Origin of the sequence: Brevundimonas sp. LPMIX5 (genome assembly GCF_003576505.1) — a bacterium.
GTDB classification, from domain to species: Bacteria; Pseudomonadota; Alphaproteobacteria; order Caulobacterales; family Caulobacteraceae; genus Brevundimonas; species Brevundimonas naejangsanensis.
Window position 1 is genome coordinate 49,894 of sequence record NZ_QWTZ01000002.1, and the last position, 19,312, is coordinate 69,205.

Here is a 19,312-nt window from a genome sequence, read left to right on the forward strand (position 1 = left end):
GCCGATGCTTCAGCCCAGGTCGCCGACGGCGGCGTCCAGCAGCATGAAGGCGCGGCCTTCGTCCGTGGCCAGCCGCGCCTGAATGTCATGGGCGTCGCCGCGCTCGGCCTGAAGCCTCAGGCCGTGGGCGAAGGCGCGCACATAGGCCTCGGCGTCGGCGCGCAGGGCGTCGTCGCTCAGCACGCGGCGCGAGACGCTGCGGACGGCGGCGGGCGCCACCCTGCGGACGATCTGGCGGGCGCGCGACGGGTCATGGGCGGCGAAGGCCTGGGCCGTTTCCTCGATGCGTGGGCGCGGCAGCAGGGCGTTGGGGTCCACGCCCATGCGCCGAATGGCGTCGGTGATGCGCGAGGCCAGGGCGTCGATCTCTTCGGGCGAGCCGATCGGCGCCGCCGGGGCGTGCGATGCAGCCTCGGCCTGCGGGCCGCTGTTGGGAGCGGACAGATCGTTCCAGTCCAGATCGGCGGCGGGCGCCTCGTGTCTGTGTGGCGGCGCGGGCGGCGTCGTATCACGCGGCGGCGGCGCCGGTCGGGCCTGCGGCGCGGCCGGGATGGCTTCGATGTCTCCCTCCGGCGCGTTCTGGGGGCGCAGCCGTCCGCGCAGGCTGTCATGCGGCCGTTCAGCGGGGCGCTCGGTCGGGGCGGGCTGGTTCAAGGGACGACGACGGCCGCCTTCGCCGGACACGGCGCCCATCAGGCGCACGGCCTCGGTCAGCATGTCGTAGTTGCGACGGACGCGCTCCTGGAAACCGCTTTCCAGGGCTTCGGTGTCCTCGGCCGCCTTACGGGAGGCGGCGCTCAGGGCGGTCAGGCCGTTTTCGACGGCGGCGCGGACCGAGTCCACACGGTTCTGGGCTTCCTGGGGCAGGCGGCTGGCGCGTTCGTCCATCTCGGACACGGCCTGTTCGACCTGGGTCAGGGCCTCGGTGACGCGGGTCAGGGTGGCGTGAAGGCTGTCGATCAGGCGCTCGCCCGTCTGGTCCACCATTTCAGCCGTCTGGCCGATGATGCGACGGGCGCCCTCGATGCGGGCCTCGGCGGCGGCGTCGGCCTGCTGGGCGGCGTCGAACAGAGATTCGCCCAGGCGGTCGGCGCGAATCTGCGCCTGTTCGATGGCCGTGTCGGCCGCCTGACGCTGGGCGTCGGCCGTGGCCTGCAGCGCCGCCAGCGAACGGCGCGTCTCTTCGACCAGCAGGTCACGGGATTCGGCGGACAGCGCCTCGAACCGGTCCAGCGCCAGCTTGGTGGCGTGGTCGAAGCCGTCGGCTTCGCGCTGGGACAACTGCACCAGGGCCTGGAACTGATCGACCACGGCCTCGACCTGGGCCTTGATGGCGTTGGCCGCCTCTTCGCCCTTCAGGTTCAGGTCGTCGGCGGCGGTGCGGGTCTGGGACAGGTGATCCAGAAGCTGGGCGCGCTGGCTCTCCACCTGGGCCGAGAAGTCTTCCTGATCGGTGCGCAGGGCATAGGCGGCGGTGACCAGGGCGGCGCGCTGTTGGCCCAGACCTTCCTCGACCGATTGAATCTGTTCAGCGACGCCGGAGCCGGCGGTTTCGAGACGCAGGGTCTGGCGGGCCAGGTCGTCGGCGGCGGCGCGGGCGGCGTCCTGCGCCTCATTGGCGGCGGCGGCCAGGTCGGCGGCGCGGGCGGCCAGGGCGGCTTCGGCCTCGCGCAGTTGCGTCTGAGCCAGGTCGGAGGCGTCGGCAACCATGCGCGACTGGCGCTCGACCGTTTCGACCACGTTGGAGGCCTGGGTTTCAAGGCGACCGCTGAGGCCGTGCATCTGCTCCCGCTCGGCCGACATCTTTTCGGTCAGTTGGCGGGCCGTGCCGCCGGCGCGTTCGGCCGCCTCGTTCAGCAGGGCGGTTTCCTTGGCCAGGGCTTCGCGAAGTTGGGCCATGTCGTTACGCGCGCGTTCGGCGGCCTGTGCCGCCAGGTCGATGTCGCTGCGCAGACCGGTGAGCACCTGACCGGCTTCATTGGCGGCCAGGGCCGTCGGGCCGACCAGGGCGTTCGCCATTTCGCGGGCGCGGCGGGTCTCTTGCGCCAGACCGGCCCCCTGACGCACGGCGTGGGCCAGCAGGATCGACAGGCCGACCGGCGCCAGAAGGATCAGGCCGTAGACCGCCAGCCGCAGCGGATCCAGCTCCATCATCCCGGAGCCCAGCTCATAGGCGAACCAGGACGCCAGCCCGCCGATCCACAGGGCCGACGCCAGCCCGGCGATCAGATAGGCGTGGTTGGCGCCGCCCTTGGCCGACTTGGCGTGAGGGGAGGGGGGAACGGTAAGGGGCGTTGATTCGACGGTGGCGGGCGGCGCGTCGGCCGACTCGCCCAGAATGGCCAGGGTGCGGGCTGCTTTTTCCGCCTCAGCCGCGCGCTGTTCGGCGATCGCTTGCTGTTCGGCCAGGCGGCGGCGCTGACGCTCAGACATCGGCCGTTCTGGGACGGGGGCGGATTCAGGCAGCGGCGGATGCTCAGGCATCGGCTCGGGCGTGGCCGCATCAGCCTGGGCGTCGGGCGCGATCACGGAGGCCTCGTCCTCAAGGGCGGGCTCGGAGTCGGTCAGGTTGAGCGGCGGCCGAGGGCGGGATTTCATGGGCGTCGATCTCGATTACTGGTCGCCTGGAGACGCGGGCGAGGTCGTGTGCGGAGCGACCCTAACGACTGTAACGAGAAGCGAAAAGGCTGGAGGGCGTATTATCCGGCCTGAAGCGGCGGCTTCACTAAGCCTAAGCTGTGGATCAGCAGGAGGTCGGGGCGTTGACCTGAATGTGGGTGGACGGGGCGTCGCCGCACTTCTTTTCGACCCGGTGGATCTCGCCATCCGACTTCTTCGTCGGGCTGAGATCGACGCCGAACTGCGACAGCGCAACTGCGGCGAGCAGTGCGATGAGGCCGATCACCATTTCGATCAGAGCTTGCATGGCGCGCATAATGACAGATCACGGTTCCGGCGACAATGCGGCGAAGTGAAGGAGCGTCGCCATTGACCGTGCTGATGCGAAAATGGAACGATCTGCAACCGCTCGACCTCTGCTGTAGAGGCCGCGCATCAAGCCGTCACGCGAATCGGCCATCGGAGGGTCATGGGGCCAGATCGTTCTTATGAAGCCAGTCTGATCGAGCCGGGTCCGGGCGTGTGGCGGTCTGCGCCCGCGCATCGTTTCGCGCCGCTGATGGAGAACAAGGCCTATTTCGACGCCCTGTCCTCGGCGCTGCACAAGGCGAAACGGTCGATCCTGATTCTGGGCTGGCAGTTCGATCCCCGCACGCGGCTCGATCCGGAGGGGCCGCTGACCGACCGCCGGGCCGAGATCGGTCATCAGTTGAAGGCTCTGGTGCGGCACAAGCCGGACCTGGACGTGCGTCTGCTGATCTGGCGCTCGCCCCTTCTGATCGCGGCGTCGCAGGGTTTCTATCCGCACAAGGCCCAGAGGTGGTTCCGCCGCCGGATCGTGGAGTTCCGGCTGGACGGGCCGGGTATTCTGGGCGCCTGCCATCATCAGAAGGTGGTGGTGATCGACAATCAGATCGCCTTCTGCGGCGGCGGCGACATCTCGACCGACCGCTGGGACACCGAAGAGCATTTCTCGGGCGATCCGCGCCGGTGCGAGCCGACCGGCGTCATTCCGGCGCCGCGGCATGAGGTGATGTGCGTACTGGACGGACCGGCGGCGCAGAACCTGGGCGACCTGGCGCGCGAACGCTGGCGGCGGGCGACGGGCGAGGTGCTGGAAGCTTCAACGCCGCGCGACGGCGACGCCTGGCCCGATGGCGTCGAGCCGACGCTGCATGATGTTCCGGTCGCTATCTCCCGCACGGAACCGCAGGTCCGGGGCCGACCTGAGGTGCGCGAGAATGAGGCCCTGCACCTGCAGGCCATCCGGCAGGCGCGGTCGCTGATCTATATGGAGAACCAGTATTTCACCTCGCCCCTGCTGGCGGCGGCGCTGGCCGAACGTCTGGCCGAGCCGGACGGGCCGGAGGTGGTGCTGGTCTCGACCGGGCGCAGCCCCAGCTGGTTTGACGGCCTGACGATGGATACCGCGCGGGCCGAGGTGCTGTATCGGCTGGAGCAGGCGGACCGCCACGACCGCTTCACCGCCTTCTATCCGGTGACGGACGAGGGCGAGCGGATCATTGTTCACGCCAAGATGACCATCATCGACGACAAGCTGCTGCGGATCGGCTCCAGCAATCTGAACAACCGCTCGATGGGGCTGGACACGGAATGCGACGTGGCCGTGGAGGCGCAGACGGATCAGCAGCGCGATGTGATCCGGCGCTTTCGTCGCCACTCGCTGGGCCATTTCATCGGCGTCTCGGGCGAGGCCTTCGCCGAGGCGGAAACCTTGCTGGGTTCGGTGGCGCAGGCGATCCAGACTTTTGGTCAGGCGCGGATGAAACCGCTGGGCGCCGCCGAGCCGACGCGGGTCGAGCGGATGTTCGCCGAGTGGCAGTTTGGCGATCCTGTGTCGGCGACCGACGCCTGGCGGCCGTGGAAGCGGCTGAACCGCTCGCACCGCACCCGGCCCAGGTCCGAGGGCGGTCAGGCGCCGGGGTGATCCTGGAGCTGACCTTCGATCTCGAAGTCGATGATCAGAGGCAGATGGTCCGACGCGGCGCGCGCCAGAGGAGAGGACGGGGTGCGGGCGCCTGTCACGCGGATCTCGCGGCTGACGAAGCAGTGGTCGATGCGGATGGCCGGGAAGCTGGACGGAAAGGTCTTGATCGAGGGCTTGAGGCCTAAGCGCCGCTGGGCGTCGTCCAGCCGCCGCGTCAGGGCCTGATAGGGGCGGGTGATGGAGGTGGCGTTGAAGTCGCCGGTCAGAATGGTCGGTCCCTGACACATAGGATCGCCCAGCCATTCCTCGCCGATCAATGCGGCGACCTGTAGCCGTTGTTCGCGCGGGATCAGGCCCAGGTGGGTGTTCATGATGTTGACCACCGCCCCGTCGAAATCGACCGCAGACCACAAGGCGCCGCGCGGCTCCAGCCCCTTGATGCCGGGCAGGGTGGGCAGGGCGGCGGCGCGCACCAGCCGCTCGGGGCGGTGGGTCAGGATGGCGTCGCCGTAGAGCTCGGCCTCGACCTTCATGGCGGGGTGGAATTGCACGCTCATGGCCAGGTGTTGAGCGATGGCGCTGGCCTGATCGACATGCCCGGTGCGGGCGCGGCCGACATCCAGTTCCTGCAGGCAGACCACGTCAGGCTCATGCTCGGCGATGACATCGGCGATGCGGTTCACGTCCAGCTTCCGGTCGACGCCGACGCAGCGATGGACGTTGTAGGTCAGAAGTCTCGGCATGAATTCCTTGCCCGCGATCGCAGCGACTGTCGCGGCTCAATGCGGCGGTCGCGAGGCCCTGATAGCCAGACTAGATGACAACCAGTCTGTCGGGGATCTCGTTTTGATCAGCGGGCTTGGGCGGAAAGCGTTCCGCTAGCACCCCGCCGCACAGGTTGATGGCCTGTTCGAACCCCTCGACCGGGCGGTCATGACGCAGGGCTTTGGTCAAGGCGGCGACTGCGTCGGCCCAGACCTCGGGACTGACGCAGGAATGGATGCCTTCGTCGGCCACCACCTCGACCTGATGATCAGCCAGGGCGGCGAAGATCAGGACGCCGGTGCGCGCCTCGGTGACGTGCAGGCCGTGGGCCAGGAATTGCTGCATGGCGGCGCGGCGGACGCGCGTGCGGCGCAGGGCGGCGGGCGTCAGCAGCCGCCGCACGGCTGGGATCAGCGACAGCAGGAAGACGGCGAGGAAGACGCCCGCCTGCACCAGCCCATAAGCCGCCAGCGCGCGCCCGATCTCGGCCGAAGCGGCAGGCGCATGGGCGATCTCCCAGCCGTGGCCGAAAGCCAGCCAGTCGCCGTTGAAGCCGAACGGGATCAACCCCAGCGGCAGCAGCAGGGCCGCAGCGGCCGCCCACCCAAGGCTGACGTCGCGATAGGAGGATACCTGCCGAGCCACGACGCAGAAGATTTCGCCCGACGTGTGCGCTTCGGCCTGAGCGATGGCCCTGGCGACGCGCGCGTGGTCGTCTGTCGTGAACTGCATCACCATCCCCCCGAGGCGCCGCCGCCGCCGAAGCCGCCGCCTCCACCGCCAAATCCGCCGCCGCCGCCGCCGAAACCGCCGCCGCCCCAGCCGCCGCCGCGCCCGCCGCGATTGCGGTCTTTCAAGGCTTCGCTGGCGGCCCAGATCAGGATCGGGGACAGGCCGTCGCCGCGTCCGCCGCGCCGTTTGCGACCGCCCGCAGCTGCGCCGACCATGCTGAAGAAGATGAAGGCGAACACCAGCAGGATGATGATCGCCGGCAGCACCGGCTTGGTCGCCTCTGTCGCCGCGCTCTTGGCTGCTTCCGCCCGCGCCTGGGCCTCGGCCGGATCGGCGGTCAGTTGCGCGATGATGGAGTCGGTCCCGGCGATGATGCCTGCCGCATAGTCGCCCTGACGAAAGGCCGGCAGGATGTCGTTGCGGATGATGAGCGAGGAATAGGCGTCGGTCAGCACGCCCTCCAGCCCATAGCCGACTTCGATCCGCACCTTGCGCTCGTTCGGCGCGACGATCAGCAGGGCGCCGCCGTCATTCTCCTTCTGGCCGATGCCCCAGTGACGGCCGAGCTGGTAGCCGAAGTCCTCGATCTCCTGATCCTGGAGCGAGGGCAGGGTGACGACGACCAACTGGTCGCCGGTCTGCTGGTCCAGCGTCGCCAGCTTGCCGATCAGGGTCTGTTCCTGAGCGGGGGTCAGCAACTGGGCGTCATCGACCACGCGGCCGGTCAGGGCTGGGAAACGGATTTCGGCGGCCAGGCTGGCGCCGGGCAGGGCGGCCAGCCACAGGATGAGGGCCAGAATCAGCGCGGGGAGGAAGCCCCGCGCCGCGCCTTCCCTCAGGGCGAGGGCGGAAGGGTTCATTTCAGGCTTACTGCGCCGCCGGGGCGGGCGGCGTCGAACCGGGCGCGGCGCCGGGCGTCGTCGCAGGTGCGCCGCCGCCGGGCTGGACGCCCAGGTCGAAGTTCACGCTGGGCGCCGACTGGGCCTCGGCCGTGGCGGTGAACAGCTGCATCGGCTTGGAGCCGCCGTGCAGGGTCTTGGCCCAGATCACGCTCGGGAAGGTGCGCAGGGTGGTGTTGTAGTCGCGCACGGCCTCATTGTAGTCGCGGCGCGCCACGGAGATGCGGTTCTCGGTGCCTTCCAGCTGCGATTGCAGGGTCAGAAAGTTCTGGTTGGCCTGAAGCTGGGGATAAGCCTCGACCGTCACCAGCAGCCGCGACAGGGCGCTGGAAAGCTCGCCCTGCGCCTGTTGATACTGCTGGAAGGCGGCGGCGTTATCGAGGTTGGAGGCGTCGATGTTGACGCTGGTGGCCTTGGCCCGGGCCTCGATCACCTGGGTCAGGGTGGTGCGTTCCTGAATGGCCGCGCCCTGAACGGTGGCGACCAGATTGGGCACCAGATCGGCGCGGCGCTGATACTGGCTCTGAACGTCGGCCCAGGCGGCTTCGGCGCGCTCCTGCTTGGTCGGAATGGTGTTGTAGCCGCAGGCGCCTACGGCCGGGGCCAGGACGACGACGGCGGCGACGGCCGCGATGCGAGGCGAAAATCCAGCCATGAAGAAGCTCCTGCGGGGCGGTCCTCATGACCGCTGATCGCTAAAGACTATCGGGGCCGAAAGGCTCCGCTTCAAGGCTGGATTATTGACGCAGGCCTCAGTCGTTCAGGTCTTCCGGCTCGACGCCAGCCGCGCGGCAGGCGGCGGTGTAGGTGTTGGCCAGCAGGCAGGCGATGGTCATGGGGCCGACGCCGCCGGGAACGGGGGTGATGCGTCCGGCGACCTCGACCGCCTCGTTGAAGTCCACGTCGCCGACCACGCGGGTCTTGCCCTCGGCGGCCTTGACCGGATCGCGCGAGGGGACGCGGTTGATGCCGACGTCGATGACGGCGGCGCCCGGCTTGATCCAGTCGCCCTTGATCATTTCGGGGCGGCCGACGGCGGCCACCAGAATGTCGGCGGTGCGGCACAGGGCGGGCAGGTCGCGGGTGCGCGAGTGGGCGATGGTGACAGTGCAGCTTTCGCCCAGCAGCAGTTGCGCCATCGGCTTGCCGACGATGTTGGAGCGGCCGACGATGACAGCGTTCAGGCCCGACAGGTCGCCCAACTGGTCCTTCAGCAGCATCAGGCTGCCCAGCGGGGTGCAGGGGATCATGCCGGGCAGGCCGACGGCCAGACGTCCGGCGTTGACGACGTGGAAGCCGTCCACGTCCTTGTCCGGCGAGATGGCGTCCAGAACGGCGGACGAATCGATATGTTTGGGCAGGGGCAACTGCACGAGGATGCCGTGGATGCCCGCATCGGCGTTCAGCGACGCGATCAGGGCCAACAGTTCGTCCTGGGTCGTTTCGACCGGCAGGCGGTGGGTGTCGGACCGCATCCCGGCCTTCAGCGTCGTCTCGCCCTTATTGCGGACATAAAGCTGGCTGGCGGGGTCTTCGCCGACGATGACGACGGCCAGACCGGGCTTGACGCCGTGGGCGGATTCCAGCCGGGCGGCGGCCGCTGCGACGCGCTCCACCAGGGTCTGTGAGAAGGCCTTGCCGTCGATCAGAGAGGCGCGGGCGGGTTCGACAGCCATATTTGGCTCCATCTGCCGGGAACTGGAAAGCGTGGCCGCGATTTACAGGCGCTGCGGTTCGGCGTCTATGATGACGCCAGCAAAGAGGTTTTTATGCGTTATTCCCTGTTCGCTGCGGCCAGCGCTGTCGCCCTCCTGTCCACCGGCGCGGCCTGGGCCCAGACGGCGGCTGACGCCCGACTGGGAGACGACATCCGGGGGCGGCTGGAAGAGGGCGACGCCCGCACGCGGGGCGGGGACGCCTATCGCTATGACGACTATCGGCTGAACCTGCGCGCTGGCCAGCGGCTGGAAGCCGAGATGACGGCGGATGATTTCGACGCCTATCTGGAAGTCTACGCCGAAGGCTCGATGCGACAGTCGCTGGCCAGCGACGACGACAGCGCGGGCAGCTTGAATGCGCGCCTGCGTTTCACTGCGCCGGAATCCGGGGTCTATATCGTGCGTGCGCGTACCTTCTCGGGGATGGAGACCGGCGATTATCGGCTGTCGCTGAAGGAGCGCGCCGCGCCGCGCTTGCCGCGTCCCGGCCGCGTCGCCATCGGTCGTGACGCCTCTGGCCGCCTGGGGGCCAACAGCGCCGAGGATGATGACGGCAATCGCTATGACGCCTACGCCTTCCGGGCTTCGGCGGGCGAGCGGGTGAGGATCGATCTGGAATCGGACGACTTCGACGCCTTTCTGCGCGTTGGCCGCATCGTCAACGGCGCCTTCGTGCAGATGGCCGAGAATGACGACGGCGGGGCCAGCCTGAACGCGCGACTGGTGTTCACGGCGCCTCAGGACGGAGAGTATCTGGTCCGCGCCACCTCCTATGACGGCTCGGCGCAGGGGACGTATCGACTGGCGCTGGAGCAGGGACCGCCCGCGCCGATCGCCACGCCGGTCTCGGTCGGCGATGAAGCGCGTGGGCGCCTGACGCCGGATAGCGCCAGCAGCGATTCCGGCGCTCCGGCGGATCTGTACCGCTTCAGCGGCCGGGCCGGACAGCGTTTGGCCATCACCATGAAGGCCGATGGGTTCGACACCTTCCTTGAACTGTTCGACGCCAATCACAACAGTCTGGCCAGCGACGACGACAGCGCCGGGGACCTGAACTCGCGGCTGACGCACATCCTGACTGAGGACGGCGACTATCTGATCGAGGCGCGCGCCTTCTCCAGCGGCGAGGGGCCCTATACGCTCAAGATCGAAGAGATCGCGCCGCCCCCGCCGCCGTCCGCCATCGCCTTCGGCCAGACCGTCGAGGGCGAGTTGGCGACCAGCGACGCCACCGATGATGACGGACGCCTGTATGACGCCTTCGTCTTCAGCGGGACCGAGGGCCAGCGCATTCAGGCCGTCATGCGGTCGGGCGACTTCGACGCCTATCTGCAACTGGGTCAGGACGAAGACGATTTCAGCGAGATCGCCAGCGACGACGACGGTCTGGGTCAGGGGACCGATGCGCGCCTGATCTTCACCCTGCCTGAGACCGGCGACTATGTGCTGCGGGCGCGTTCCTGGTCGCGCGACGCCAAGGGGCTCTATTCGCTGGAGCTCACGGATCTGGGCGGAGAGCCTTCGCCGGGCAGTCTGTTGATCGGCTCGACCGTGCGCGGCCGCCTGACCGAACGCGCGAGCATCACCGACGACGGCGTCTTCTATGATGCCTATCACTTCAAGGCCAAGGCCGACGAAAAGCTGCGATTCACCCTGATCGCCAGCAGTTTCGACGCAGTCGTCGAGGTCGGCGAGGAGAAGGACGGCGACTATTTCGAACTGGACACGGATGACGACAGCCTGTCCGACACCCACGCTCGCCTGAGCTGGACCGCCCCGCGCGACGGGACCTATGTGCTGCGCGCTCGCAGCTTCAGCGCCAACTCGACCGGCGACTATGTGCTGATCACGGAGCGGCAGCCCTGAACGACGCCAGCGACACCGCCGCCTCGGCCCTGATCCTGGGTCGTAAGGATCAGCATCTGGACGTGGTGCTGGCGGGCGGAGGGCGTCACGCTGTCTCGGCAGGGTTCGACGACTGGCGCTTCGTGCACGAAGCCCTGCCGGACGTGGACCATGCCCGGATCGACCTGGGCGTCGACTTTCTGGGACGGCGGCTGAAGGCGCCCCTGCTGATCAGCGCCATGACCGGCGGGCCTGCCAGGGCCGAGGCGATCAACGCTCGTCTGGCCGAAGCGGCCCAGCATCTGGGCATCGCCCTGGCCGTCGGTTCGCAACGGGCGGCGCTGGAAGGCGGGGCGGCGGGCGGGCTGGACTTCGCGCTCAGGCTCAAGGCGCCGGACACGCCGATCCTGGCCAATATCGGCGCGGCCCAGCTGACGCGCGGCTTTGGTCGGGACGAGGCGCGCCGGGCGCTGGACATGATCGGCGCCGACGCCCTGGTCGTTCACCTGAACCCCCTTCAGGAGGCTTGCCAGCCTGAGGGAGATCGCGACTGGTGGGGCGTGGGCGCGGCGCTTCAGGCCCTGATCCGCGATCTGGACGCGCCGGTCATCGTCAAGGAGACGGGGGCGGGGATTTCCGCCGTCACGGCCCAGCGTCTGATGGCGATGGGGGCGGCGGGCGTGGATGTGGCCGGCGCCGGGGGCGCCAACTGGGGCCTGATCGAAGGCGAACGGGCGACCGACCCCGCAGACAAGGCCCATGCCCTGGCCTTCGCCGGATGGGGCATACCGACGGCCCGCGCCCTGGCCGAGGCGCGCAACGCCCTGCCGGACGCCCTTCTGATCGGGTCGGGCGGCGTCCGGGATGGGGTGGATGCGGCCAAGGCGATCCGGCTGGGCGCCGACATGGTGGGCATGGCCTCGGGCGTGATTCAGGCCGCTACCGTCTCGACCGAGGCCGTCATTGAACAGTTTCAACTGGTCATAAGGCAGCTGCGTACCGTGTGTTTCTGCGTAAACGCTTCAAATTTAGCGGCGTTGAAACGAGTTCCGTTGCTTCCTGTCACATAAGCGGGGCATTTCCGCCCCTAGATTTTTGCGTCGCACCCAAGGAGATTCCCATGCGCGCTGTGTTGATGACGTCGGTTCTGGCGTCCTCGCTCCTTCTGGCCGGCGCTGCGGCTGCCCAGAGCTCCATCCGACCGGGGCAGACCGTCAACGGCAGCTTCAGCGCCAAGGACGCGCGCATGGACGACGGCTCGCACTATCGTTGCTACGTCGTCCAGACCGAGGCCGGTCAGGCCTATACGGTGACCATGCGGTCGTCGGATTTCGACACCTATCTGATGGCCGGCGCCGGGACGGACTGCGACGAGACCTCGGTGACGAACGACGACGGGCCGGACATGGGCACCGACTCGCAGCTACGCTTCATCTCGAACGGCGGCAACTGGATCATCCGCGCCAATACGCTGAGCGAAGGCGAGACCGGGTCGTTCCGCCTGACCGTTTCGGAAGGCCAGCGCCTGCGGCCGACCACCCAGATCGTGCCGATCTCGGTCGGTGAAAGCCGTCAGGGCCGTCTGGAGTTCAGCGACCGCCAGGCCGACGACGGCTCCTTCTACGACTGCTATGCCCTGAACATCGGCAACCGAGGCAATGTGTCGATCCGGATGGATTCGGCGCAGTTCGACGCCTACCTCTCGCTGCACGAAGGGCCGCAGTGCGATGGCGAGAGCCTGGCCGCCGACGACGACAGCGGCGGCGGGACCAGCGCCATGATCACCGAGACCTTGCGTCCCGGCTCCTATTCTTTCCGCGCCAACAGCCTCAGTTCGGCGCAGGAAGGCGACTACACCGTTTCGGTCACCACCATGCGGTGATGCAGAAAGGCCCCGGCGAAACCGGGGCCTTTTTCAATAGAACGTCTCTTCGGCCGCCGGCCTGTTTTGATGTTGGGGCCGTTCCTGCAGCGCCGACTGACGCGCGGCGCGCTCGGCGGCGTAGTCCGGCTGAGGCGCATCGAAGCCGAAGCCGTAGTCGTCGCGTTCCAGCTCCAGCGCCGGTCGGGACGAGCGAGGCGGGCCGGGATCGGACGGCGTGTCGTAATAGGGCGGCTGTGACGGTTCCGGCGTCAGTTCCAGCCACGCGCTTTCGACATAGGGTTCGTCGTCGCGGGGAGGGGCGGCGACGCGCTCCGCATCGTGTTCATAACCGTCGCGCAGCTCGCCCACGGTCATGATGGAGCCGGGCGGCAGATCCGGCTCGACCGGTGGTACGACCTCGACGGTCACGCCGTACCCAGGGGGCCGCCCGCCGTGCGCGGCCGAGGTGGAGTTCCAGACGGCCCAGCCCGCCGCCCCCAGTCCGGTCAGAACCAGGGCGGCGGAGGCCAGAATGACGGCGCTTCTGCTCATGATCGGCGGCATCCTGCGTTCGTTTTGATTACGAAAGCGCTCAACCGCCGTCCAGTTCAAGCCGAAGGCAGCAGATCGCCGGCGAAGGCGCGATAGCGGCCAGCACGGACGCCCTCGGTCGCACGGGCGATATCCGGCGCGAAATAGCGATCTTCCGTATAGGCGCCGCAGGCTTCGCGCACGATGGCGTAGGTCTGCTCCAGCTCCGGCGAGGAGGTCAGTGGACGGCGGAACTCGATGCCTTGCGCCGCGGCCAGCAGTTCGATGCCCACGACGGTCGCCGTATTGGCGGCCATGTCCAGCAGTCGGCGCGCGCCGTGCGTGGCCATCGACACGTGGTCTTCCTGATTGGCGCTGGTCGGCACCGTGTCGATGACGCAGGGGTGAGCCACCATGCGGTTCTCGGCCACCAGGGCCGCCGCCGTCACCTGGGCGATCATGAAGCCCGAGTTCACGCCGCTGTCCTTGACCAGGAAGGCGGGCAGGTCGGTCATCTTGGGATCGACGAGGATGGAGGTGCGGCGTTCGGAGATATTGCCGATCTCGCACAGGACCATGGCGATCTGATCGGCTGCATAAGCAACGGGTTCAGCGTGGAAGTTGCCGCCCGAGATGACATCGCCGTCCTCGATGAAGACCAGCGGATTGTCGGTCACGGCGTTGGCTTCGCGCTCAAGCATGGCGGCGGCGTTGCGCAGCACGTCCAGCGTCGCGCCCATCACCTGCGGCTGACAGCGCAGGGAGTAGGGGTCCTGCACCTTGGCGCAGTCGTGACGATGGCTGTCGCGGATGGCGCTGCCGCTCAGCAGTTCGCGCAGACGACGGGCCACGTCGATCTGACCCGGCTGGCCGCGCAGGGCGTGGATGCGGTGGTCGAACGGCGCATCCGAACCCAGAAGCGCATCGACCGACAGGCCGCCGGCGGCGATGGCGGCGGCGAACACGTCTTCGGCCGCGAAAAGGCCATTCAGGGCCAGGGCCGTCGAACACTGGGTGCCGTTCAGCAGGGCCAGACCTTCCTTGGGGCCCAGTACGACCGGCTTCAGTCCAGCCTTGGCCAGAGCAGAAACAGCGTCCAGCACCTGACCCCGATAGCGGGCCTCGCTGACGCCGATCAGGACGCACGACATATGGGCCAGCGGCGCCAGATCGCCCGAGGCGCCGACCGAGCCCTTGGACGGGATCAGCGGCAGGACCTCGGCGTTGACCATGCCGATCAGGGTCTCCAGCGTGTGACGACGTACGCCCGAGGCGCCCTTCGACAGGCTGGCGATCTTCAGCACCATCAGCAGGCGGGTGGTGTCTTCGCTCAGCGGCTCGCCGACGCCGCAGGCGTGGCTGAGCACCAGGTTCTTCTGAAGGGTTTCAAGGTCTTCCGCCGCGATGCTGGTGTTGGCCAGCAGGCCGAAACCGGTGTTGATGCCGTAGACGGTGCGGCCCTCAGCCAGAATGGCGGCGACGACCGCCGCGCCCTTTTCGACATTGGCCCAGGCGGCGTCGGTCAGGCTGACCGTGACCGGACCGTTCAGGACGGCGCGAAGCTGGGCGAGGGTGAGCGGCGCGGCGCCGATTTCAATGGTGGCGGTCATAAGCTTACAGGTCCAGCGAGGGCAGGTTCAGGCCATGTTCGCGCGCGGCGTCCTTGGCGATGTCGTATCCGGCGTCGGCGTGGCGCATGACGCCGGTGGCCGGGTCGTTCCACAGCACGCGCTCCAGGCGCCTGGCGGCTTCCTCGGTGCCGTCGGCGACGATGACGACGCCCGAGTGCTGGCTGTAACCCATGCCGACCCCGCCGCCGTGGTGCAGCGACACCCACGAAGCGCCCGAGGCCGTGTTCAGCAGGGCGTTCAGCAGAGGCCAGTCGGACACGGCGTCCGAGCCGTCCATCATGGCCTCGGTCTCGCGGTTCGGGCTGGCGACGGAGCCGCTGTCCAGGTGATCGCGGCCGATGACGATGGGGGCGCTCAGTTCGCCCGAAGCGACCATCTCGTTGAACATCAGGCCCGCGCGGTGACGGTCGCCCAGACCGATCCAGCAGATGCGCGCCGGCAGACCCTGGAAGGCGATGCGCTCCCCCGCCATGTCCAGCCAGCGGTGCAGGCCCGCGTTGTCGGGGAACAGCTTCTTCATCGCCTCATCCGTCTTGCGGATGTCCTCGGGATCACCCGACAAAGCGGCCCAGCGGAACGGCCCGATGCCGCGGCAGAACAGCGGGCGGATATAGGCGGGCACGAAGCCGGGGAAGTCGAAGGCGTTCTCGACGCCTTCGTCAAAGGCGACCTGACGGATGTTGTTGCCGTAGTCGGTCGTGGGGACGCCCATCTTCTGGAAGTCCAGCATGGCCTTGACGTGCGTCGCCATCGACGCGCGGGCGGCGGTCTCGACGGCGGCGGGGTCGCTGACGCGCTTTTCCTCCCACTCGGCGACGGTCCAGCCCGAGGGCAGGTAGCCGTTGACCGGGTCGTGCGCGCTGGTCTGATCGGTCACCAGATCGGGGCGAACGCCGCGCTTGACCATTTCAGGCAGAAGATCAGCTGCATTGCCCAACAGACCGATCGACAAGGGTTTCTTGTCCTTGAACGACTGCTCCAGCAGGGCCAGCGCCTCGTCCAGCGTCTCGGCCATGACGTCGACGTAGCGGGTGCGCAGGCGGAACTCGATGCGGCTGCGCTGGCACTCGATGGTGATGCAGGAGGCGCCGGCCATGGTCGCGGCCAGCGGCTGGGCGCCGCCCATACCGCCCAGGCCCGCCGTCAGAATCCACTTGCCGGACCAGTCGCCGTTATAGTGCTGGCGACCCGCCTCCATGAAGGTCTCATAGGTGCCCTGAACGATGCCCTGGGTGCCGATGTAGATCCACGATCCGGCGGTCATCTGGCCGTACATGGCCAGACCCTTCTTATCGAGTTCGTTGAATTGGTCCCACGTCGCCCATTTGGGCACCAGGTTGGAGTTGGCGATCAGCACGCGCGGCGCATCGACATGAGTGCGGAACACGCCGACCGGCTTGCCCGACTGGACCATCAGCGTCTCGTCGGCTTCCAATTTCTTGAGTTGGTCGACGATGGTGTCGAACGCCTGCCAGTTGCGGGCCGCCTTGCCGATGCCGCCATAGACGACCAGGTCTTCAGGGCGCTCGGCCACATCGGGGTCGAGGTTGTTCATCAGCATCCGCATGGCGGCCTCGGCGGCCCAGGTTTTTGCGGTCTTTTCCGGCCCGCGCGGGCTGCGGATCACTCTGGTATTCTGGCGAGTGTTGGGCGTGGACATCGAATCCTCCATGCGGCTTCGGCCGTCGAATGTTGGGCTCAGTGTTATGTCTAGACATTAATGCGCGCAAGGGGCAGTTTCGCATGATGGATCAGGAGCCGCTTCATCGTCGCATCGCGAGCGACATCGAGCGCCGCATCGCCTCGGGCGAGTGGCGGCCGGGCTTCCGCATTCCGACCGAGGCTGAACTGACGACGGAGTACGGTTGCGCCCGCATGACGGTGTCGCGCGCCATGTCCGATCTGGCGTCTCGCGGGCTGGTGGTGCGCCGCCGCCGCGCCGGGACCGTAGTGGCCCATCCGCCGGTGCATTCCTCGGCTCTGGTCGCCATTCCCGACATTCAGTCCGAGGTCGAGGGGCGGGGGCTGGCCTATTCCCACCGCCTGCTGGGCCGGATCGTGCGCCCGGCCGGTGAGGACGAAGAGGGGCTGGGCGAGCGGGTGATTGAGCTGCAGACGCTGCATCTGGCGGATGATCTGCCGTTCGTGTTCGAGCGGCGTCTGATTTCACTGACGGCGGCGCCGGAGGCGGAGACCGCCGACTTCACGATGCAGCCGCCGGGCGGCTGGCTGTTGGCTCACATGCCCTGGACCGAGGCCGAGCATCGCATCTCGGCGGTCGGCGCCGATCATGAGACGGCGGCGGGTCTGGGGCTGGCCGACGGCGCGCCCTGTCTGCGGCTTGAGCGTCGCACCTGGCGCGACGGTCAGGGCGTGACCTGGGCCTCACAGATTTTCCCCGGCGCGGCCTATGATCTGGTCGCGCGCTTTTCCCCCACTAAAAGTTAATTGGCTAAAGGATGATCCCCATGAGCGAACCGTCTGAAGCCCTGGGGTGGCGATCTGTCGGCGATCTGGTGGGCCATCATCCCGACGCGCGCGTCGCCCTGATCGGTGCGCCGCTGAACGAGCGGTCGCTGACGCCGGGCCGTTGCGATCTGGGACCGAAGGCCCTGCGAGGCGTGCTGCCGCGTTTGTCGACCTATGATGTCGAGACGGGCATGGAACTCGAGATCAAGGTCCACGACGCGGGCGATGTGGCGCTGAAAGCCGTCTCGCCGTTTGATGCCTTTGAGCCGGTGCGCGACGCGGTGGCGGCGCAGGCCCATCGCGACCTCACGATTCTGGTCGGCGGCAACAACGCCATCACCCGGCCGGGCGTCCACGCGCTGGGGCTCGCCAAGGGGCTTTCGAGCGTCGGCGTCCTGACGCTGGACGCCCACTTCGACCTACGCGACACGGATCAGGGCCTGACCAACGGCAATCCGATCCAGGCTTTGCTGGACGACGGCATGGATGGTCATCGCATCAGCCAGGTCGGCCTCGCCCCCTTCGCCAACACCCGCCGCGCCCATGAAAAGGCGGAAGGCTCAGGCATCAGCGTCCGCACCGCGCGAGAGTGCCGCCAGCGGGGTCTGGCCAATGTCGTGGTCGAGGAACTGGAGCGGCTGTCGTCCCTGTGCGAAGTCATCTACGTCGACTTCGATATCGACGTCATCGACCGCAGCCAGTGGCCCGCCAGCCCCGGCGCGCGGCCGGGCGGGGTGTCGGTCCACGACTTCTTCGACGCCGCCCGCGCCATCGGCGCCTGCTCCAAGGTGCGCGCCGTCGACCTGACCGAATACGACCCGTCGCTGGAAGTCGGCGACCTCGGCTCCCTGACGGCGGGTCGCTGGTTCTGTGAAATTCTGGCTGGGGTCGCTGCACGATGATCGACGCCGATCTGCTGATCACCGACTGCCGCGTCGCGACCATGACCGAGGGCGGCGAGCCCTACGGCGCCATCGAGGACGCCGCCATCCTGATCAAGGATGGGCGCGTCGTCTGGGTCGGGCCACGCGCGGACCTGCCTGTGCACAAGGCTGTGGAAACTGATCGTCTGGGCGGGCGCTGGGTCACGCCGGGGTTGGTGGACTGCCACACCCATCTGGTCTTCGGCGGCGACCGCTCGGGCGAGTTCGAGCGGCGGCTGGAAGGCGCGACCTATGAAGAGATCGCGCGTGCCGGGGGCGGCATCGTCTCGTCCGTGCGGGCCACGCGCGAAGAGAGCGAGGATCAGCTCTACGTCTCGGCTCTGGCGCGGCTGGAGGGGCTGAAGGCCACCGGCGTCACCACGGTCGAGATCAAGTCGGGCTATGGCCTGGATCACGACAGCGAACTGAAGATGCTGCGCGTAGCCCGTCGCATAGGGCGCGGGGCCGGGGTGCGGGTGCGCACCTCCTATCTCGGCCTTCATGCCGTCCCACCGGAGCATAAGGCCGACCGCGCCGCCTATGTGGACAAGGCTGTGGATGAAATCCTGCCCGCCGCCCACGCCGAAGGACTGGTCGACGCGGTGGACGCCTATTGCGAGCCCATCGCCTTCTCGGTCGAGGAGGTCAGCCGCCTGTTCGACAAGGCCGAGGAACTGGGCCTGCCGGTCAAGCTGCACGCCGACCAGTTGTCGGACGGCGGCGGTGCGGCGCTGGCCGCCCGCTATCAGGCCCTGTCGGCCGACCATATCGAGCACACGACCGAGGCGGGCGTGAAGGCGATGGCTGAGGCGGGCGTGACAGCAGTGCTGCTGCCAGGCGCCTTCCTGATGCTGCGCGAGACGCAGGCGCCGCCGATCGACCTGTTGCGCCAGCACGGCGCGCGCATGGCGGTGGCGACGGACTGCAATCCCGGCACCTCGCCGGTCGCCTCGATGACGGCGGCGATCAATCTGGCTTGCGTCCAGTTCCGTCTGACGCCGGAAGAGGCTCTGGCGGGCGCCACGCGCAATGCGGCCCGCGCGCTAGGGTTGCATGATGAGATCGGCACGGTGGAGGCGGGCAAGGCCGCCGATCTGGCCGTGTGGGACATCAGCCGCCCGGCCGAACTGGCCTATTGGTTGGGCAAGCCGCTGCTGCACTGCCGCTATGTGGCGGGTCGCGCAGCCGGACTCTGACGCAAGCGGTCCGCGAGAGCGCGGCCTCGTGCCGTTACTCGATACATTTGTTTCTCTCTCGGTTAGGGCGGCCGCGTTCAGGCGGTCGGCGTGGGCGTTGTCCTGATTGCTCGAATAAGTTGTAGTTATATATTTATTCGCGGTAAGGTTAGGTTCTTCGGGGGAGGAACCA

17 protein-coding genes are annotated in these 19,312 nt (G+C 68.0%); 7 read left to right on the forward strand and 10 right to left on the reverse strand.

Annotated features, from left to right (window positions below; genetic code table 11):
- Nucleotides 1-9: 9 nt before the first annotated feature.
- Nucleotides 10-2,598 (reverse strand): tipN, encoded by a 2,589-nt coding sequence (locus D1604_RS01275; protein WP_119411878.1) that lies wholly within the window; start codon nt 2,596-2,598, stop codon nt 10-12.
- Between the two features lie 145 nt (nt 2,599-2,743).
- Nucleotides 2,744-2,935 (reverse strand): hypothetical protein, encoded by a 192-nt coding sequence (locus D1604_RS01280; RefSeq protein WP_029673146.1) that lies wholly within the window; start codon nt 2,933-2,935, stop codon nt 2,744-2,746.
- Between the two features lie 153 nt (nt 2,936-3,088).
- On the opposite strand from D1604_RS01280, the gene D1604_RS01285 reads away from it, so the two are divergent.
- A complete protein-coding gene (locus D1604_RS01285; RefSeq protein WP_233551798.1) occupies nt 3,089-4,567 on the forward strand; it encodes a phospholipase D-like domain-containing protein in 1,479 nt (492 codons plus the stop codon).
- Here D1604_RS01285 and D1604_RS01290 read toward each other — a convergent pair.
- The 5 genes from D1604_RS01290 to folD form a co-directional block, all read right to left on the reverse strand.
- A complete protein-coding gene (locus D1604_RS01290) occupies nt 4,552-5,310 on the reverse strand; it encodes an endonuclease/exonuclease/phosphatase family protein (RefSeq protein ID WP_119411879.1) in 759 nt (252 codons plus the stop codon). The genes D1604_RS01285 and D1604_RS01290 overlap by 16 nt on opposite strands.
- A 70-nt stretch (nt 5,311-5,380) precedes the next feature.
- On the reverse strand, nt 5,381-6,064 hold the full coding sequence (locus tag D1604_RS01295) for a TPM domain-containing protein (RefSeq protein WP_373561196.1): 684 nt from the start codon (nt 6,062-6,064) through the stop codon (nt 5,381-5,383).
- On the reverse strand, nt 6,064-6,924 hold the full coding sequence (locus D1604_RS01300; protein ID WP_119411881.1) for a TPM domain-containing protein: 861 nt from the start codon (nt 6,922-6,924) through the stop codon (nt 6,064-6,066). Before D1604_RS01300 ends, D1604_RS01295 begins: the two co-directional genes overlap by 1 nt.
- Before the next feature lie 7 nt (nt 6,925-6,931).
- The gene (locus tag D1604_RS01305) at nt 6,932-7,618 is read right to left on the reverse strand and encodes a LemA family protein (RefSeq protein ID WP_119411882.1); all 687 of its coding nucleotides are present in this window, start codon (nt 7,616-7,618) and stop codon (nt 6,932-6,934) included.
- Nucleotides 7,619-7,715: 97 nt separating this feature from the next.
- A complete protein-coding gene (folD, locus tag D1604_RS01310; protein ID WP_119411883.1) occupies nt 7,716-8,639 on the reverse strand; it encodes a bifunctional methylenetetrahydrofolate dehydrogenase/methenyltetrahydrofolate cyclohydrolase FolD in 924 nt (307 codons plus the stop codon).
- Nucleotides 8,640-8,732: 93 nt separating this feature from the next.
- On the opposite strand from folD, the gene D1604_RS01315 reads away from it, so the two are divergent.
- Genes D1604_RS01315 through D1604_RS01325 form a run of 3 tightly spaced genes read left to right on the forward strand, consistent with a single transcriptional unit; the run spans nt 8,733 to nt 12,408 of the window.
- Nucleotides 8,733-10,547 (forward strand): PPC domain-containing protein, encoded by a 1,815-nt coding sequence (locus tag D1604_RS01315; protein ID WP_119411884.1) that lies wholly within the window; start codon nt 8,733-8,735, stop codon nt 10,545-10,547.
- A 35-nt stretch (nt 10,548-10,582) separates the two neighbouring features.
- On the forward strand, nt 10,583-11,596 hold the full coding sequence (fni, locus tag D1604_RS01320) for a type 2 isopentenyl-diphosphate Delta-isomerase (RefSeq protein WP_199683673.1): 1,014 nt from the start codon (nt 10,583-10,585) through the stop codon (nt 11,594-11,596).
- Nucleotides 11,597-11,646: 50 nt separating this feature from the next.
- Nucleotides 11,647-12,408, forward strand: a complete 762-nt coding sequence (locus D1604_RS01325; protein ID WP_119411885.1) for a peptidase — start codon at nt 11,647-11,649, stop codon at nt 12,406-12,408.
- A 33-nt stretch (nt 12,409-12,441) separates the two neighbouring features.
- Here D1604_RS01325 and D1604_RS01330 read toward each other — a convergent pair whose 3' ends face one another.
- From D1604_RS01330 to hutU, 3 genes are read right to left on the reverse strand one after another with little or no spacing between them, the layout of a single operon-like run.
- The gene (locus D1604_RS01330; protein WP_233551800.1) at nt 12,442-12,942 is read right to left on the reverse strand and encodes a hypothetical protein; all 501 of its coding nucleotides are present in this window, start codon (nt 12,940-12,942) and stop codon (nt 12,442-12,444) included.
- Nucleotides 12,943-12,998: 56 nt separating this feature from the next.
- Nucleotides 12,999-14,531, reverse strand: a complete 1,533-nt coding sequence (hutH, locus tag D1604_RS01335; RefSeq protein WP_119411887.1) for a histidine ammonia-lyase — start codon at nt 14,529-14,531, stop codon at nt 12,999-13,001.
- Nucleotides 14,532-14,535: 4 nt separating this feature from the next.
- Entirely contained in the window at nt 14,536-16,212 is a 1,677-nt protein-coding gene (hutU, locus tag D1604_RS01340) for a urocanate hydratase (protein WP_119412401.1), read from the reverse strand.
- Nucleotides 16,213-16,298: 86 nt separating this feature from the next.
- Here hutU and D1604_RS01345 point away from each other — a divergent pair, with 86 nt between their 5' ends.
- Genes D1604_RS01345 through hutI form a run of 3 tightly spaced genes read left to right on the forward strand, consistent with a single transcriptional unit; the run spans nt 16,299 to nt 19,140 of the window.
- A complete protein-coding gene (locus D1604_RS01345; protein ID WP_233551870.1) occupies nt 16,299-17,000 on the forward strand; it encodes a UTRA domain-containing protein in 702 nt (233 codons plus the stop codon).
- 20 nt (nt 17,001-17,020) lie between these two features.
- A complete protein-coding gene (locus D1604_RS01350) occupies nt 17,021-17,923 on the forward strand; it encodes an agmatinase family protein (protein WP_233551801.1) in 903 nt (300 codons plus the stop codon).
- A complete protein-coding gene (gene hutI / locus D1604_RS01355) occupies nt 17,923-19,140 on the forward strand; it encodes an imidazolonepropionase (protein ID WP_373561205.1) in 1,218 nt (405 codons plus the stop codon). The genes D1604_RS01350 and hutI overlap by 1 nt, the downstream gene beginning before the upstream one ends.
- Nucleotides 19,141-19,312: the final 172 nt, after the last annotated feature.

Coding starts and splice junctions, on each gene's coding strand:
- D1604_RS01275 (WP_119411878.1), bottom strand. CDS start 2,598: ATGAAATCCCGCCCTCGGCCGCCGCTCAACCTGACCGACTCCGAGCCC.
- D1604_RS01280 (WP_029673146.1), bottom strand. CDS start 2,935: ATGCGCGCCATGCAAGCTCTGATCGAAATGGTGATCGGCCTCATCGCA.
- D1604_RS01285 (WP_233551798.1), top strand. CDS start 3,089: ATGGGGCCAGATCGTTCTTATGAAGCCAGTCTGATCGAGCCGGGTCCG.
- D1604_RS01290 (WP_119411879.1), bottom strand. CDS start 5,310: ATGCCGAGACTTCTGACCTACAACGTCCATCGCTGCGTCGGCGTCGAC.
- D1604_RS01295 (WP_373561196.1), bottom strand. CDS start 6,064: ATGCAGTTCACGACAGACGACCACGCGCGCGTCGCCAGGGCCATCGCT.
- D1604_RS01300 (WP_119411881.1), bottom strand. CDS start 6,924: ATGAACCCTTCCGCCCTCGCCCTGAGGGAAGGCGCGGCGCGGGGCTTC.
- D1604_RS01305 (WP_119411882.1), bottom strand. CDS start 7,618: ATGGCTGGATTTTCGCCTCGCATCGCGGCCGTCGCCGCCGTCGTCGTC.
- folD (WP_119411883.1), bottom strand. CDS start 8,639: ATGGCTGTCGAACCCGCCCGCGCCTCTCTGATCGACGGCAAGGCCTTC.
- D1604_RS01315 (WP_119411884.1), top strand. CDS start 8,733: ATGCGTTATTCCCTGTTCGCTGCGGCCAGCGCTGTCGCCCTCCTGTCC.
- D1604_RS01325 (WP_119411885.1), top strand. CDS start 11,647: ATGCGCGCTGTGTTGATGACGTCGGTTCTGGCGTCCTCGCTCCTTCTG.
- D1604_RS01330 (WP_233551800.1), bottom strand. CDS start 12,942: ATGAGCAGAAGCGCCGTCATTCTGGCCTCCGCCGCCCTGGTTCTGACC.
- hutH (WP_119411887.1), bottom strand. CDS start 14,531: ATGACCGCCACCATTGAAATCGGCGCCGCGCCGCTCACCCTCGCCCAG.
- hutU (WP_119412401.1), bottom strand. CDS start 16,212: ATGTCCACGCCCAACACTCGCCAGAATACCAGAGTGATCCGCAGCCCG.
- D1604_RS01345 (WP_233551870.1), top strand. CDS start 16,299: ATGGATCAGGAGCCGCTTCATCGTCGCATCGCGAGCGACATCGAGCGC.
- D1604_RS01350 (WP_233551801.1), top strand. CDS start 17,021: ATGAGCGAACCGTCTGAAGCCCTGGGGTGGCGATCTGTCGGCGATCTG.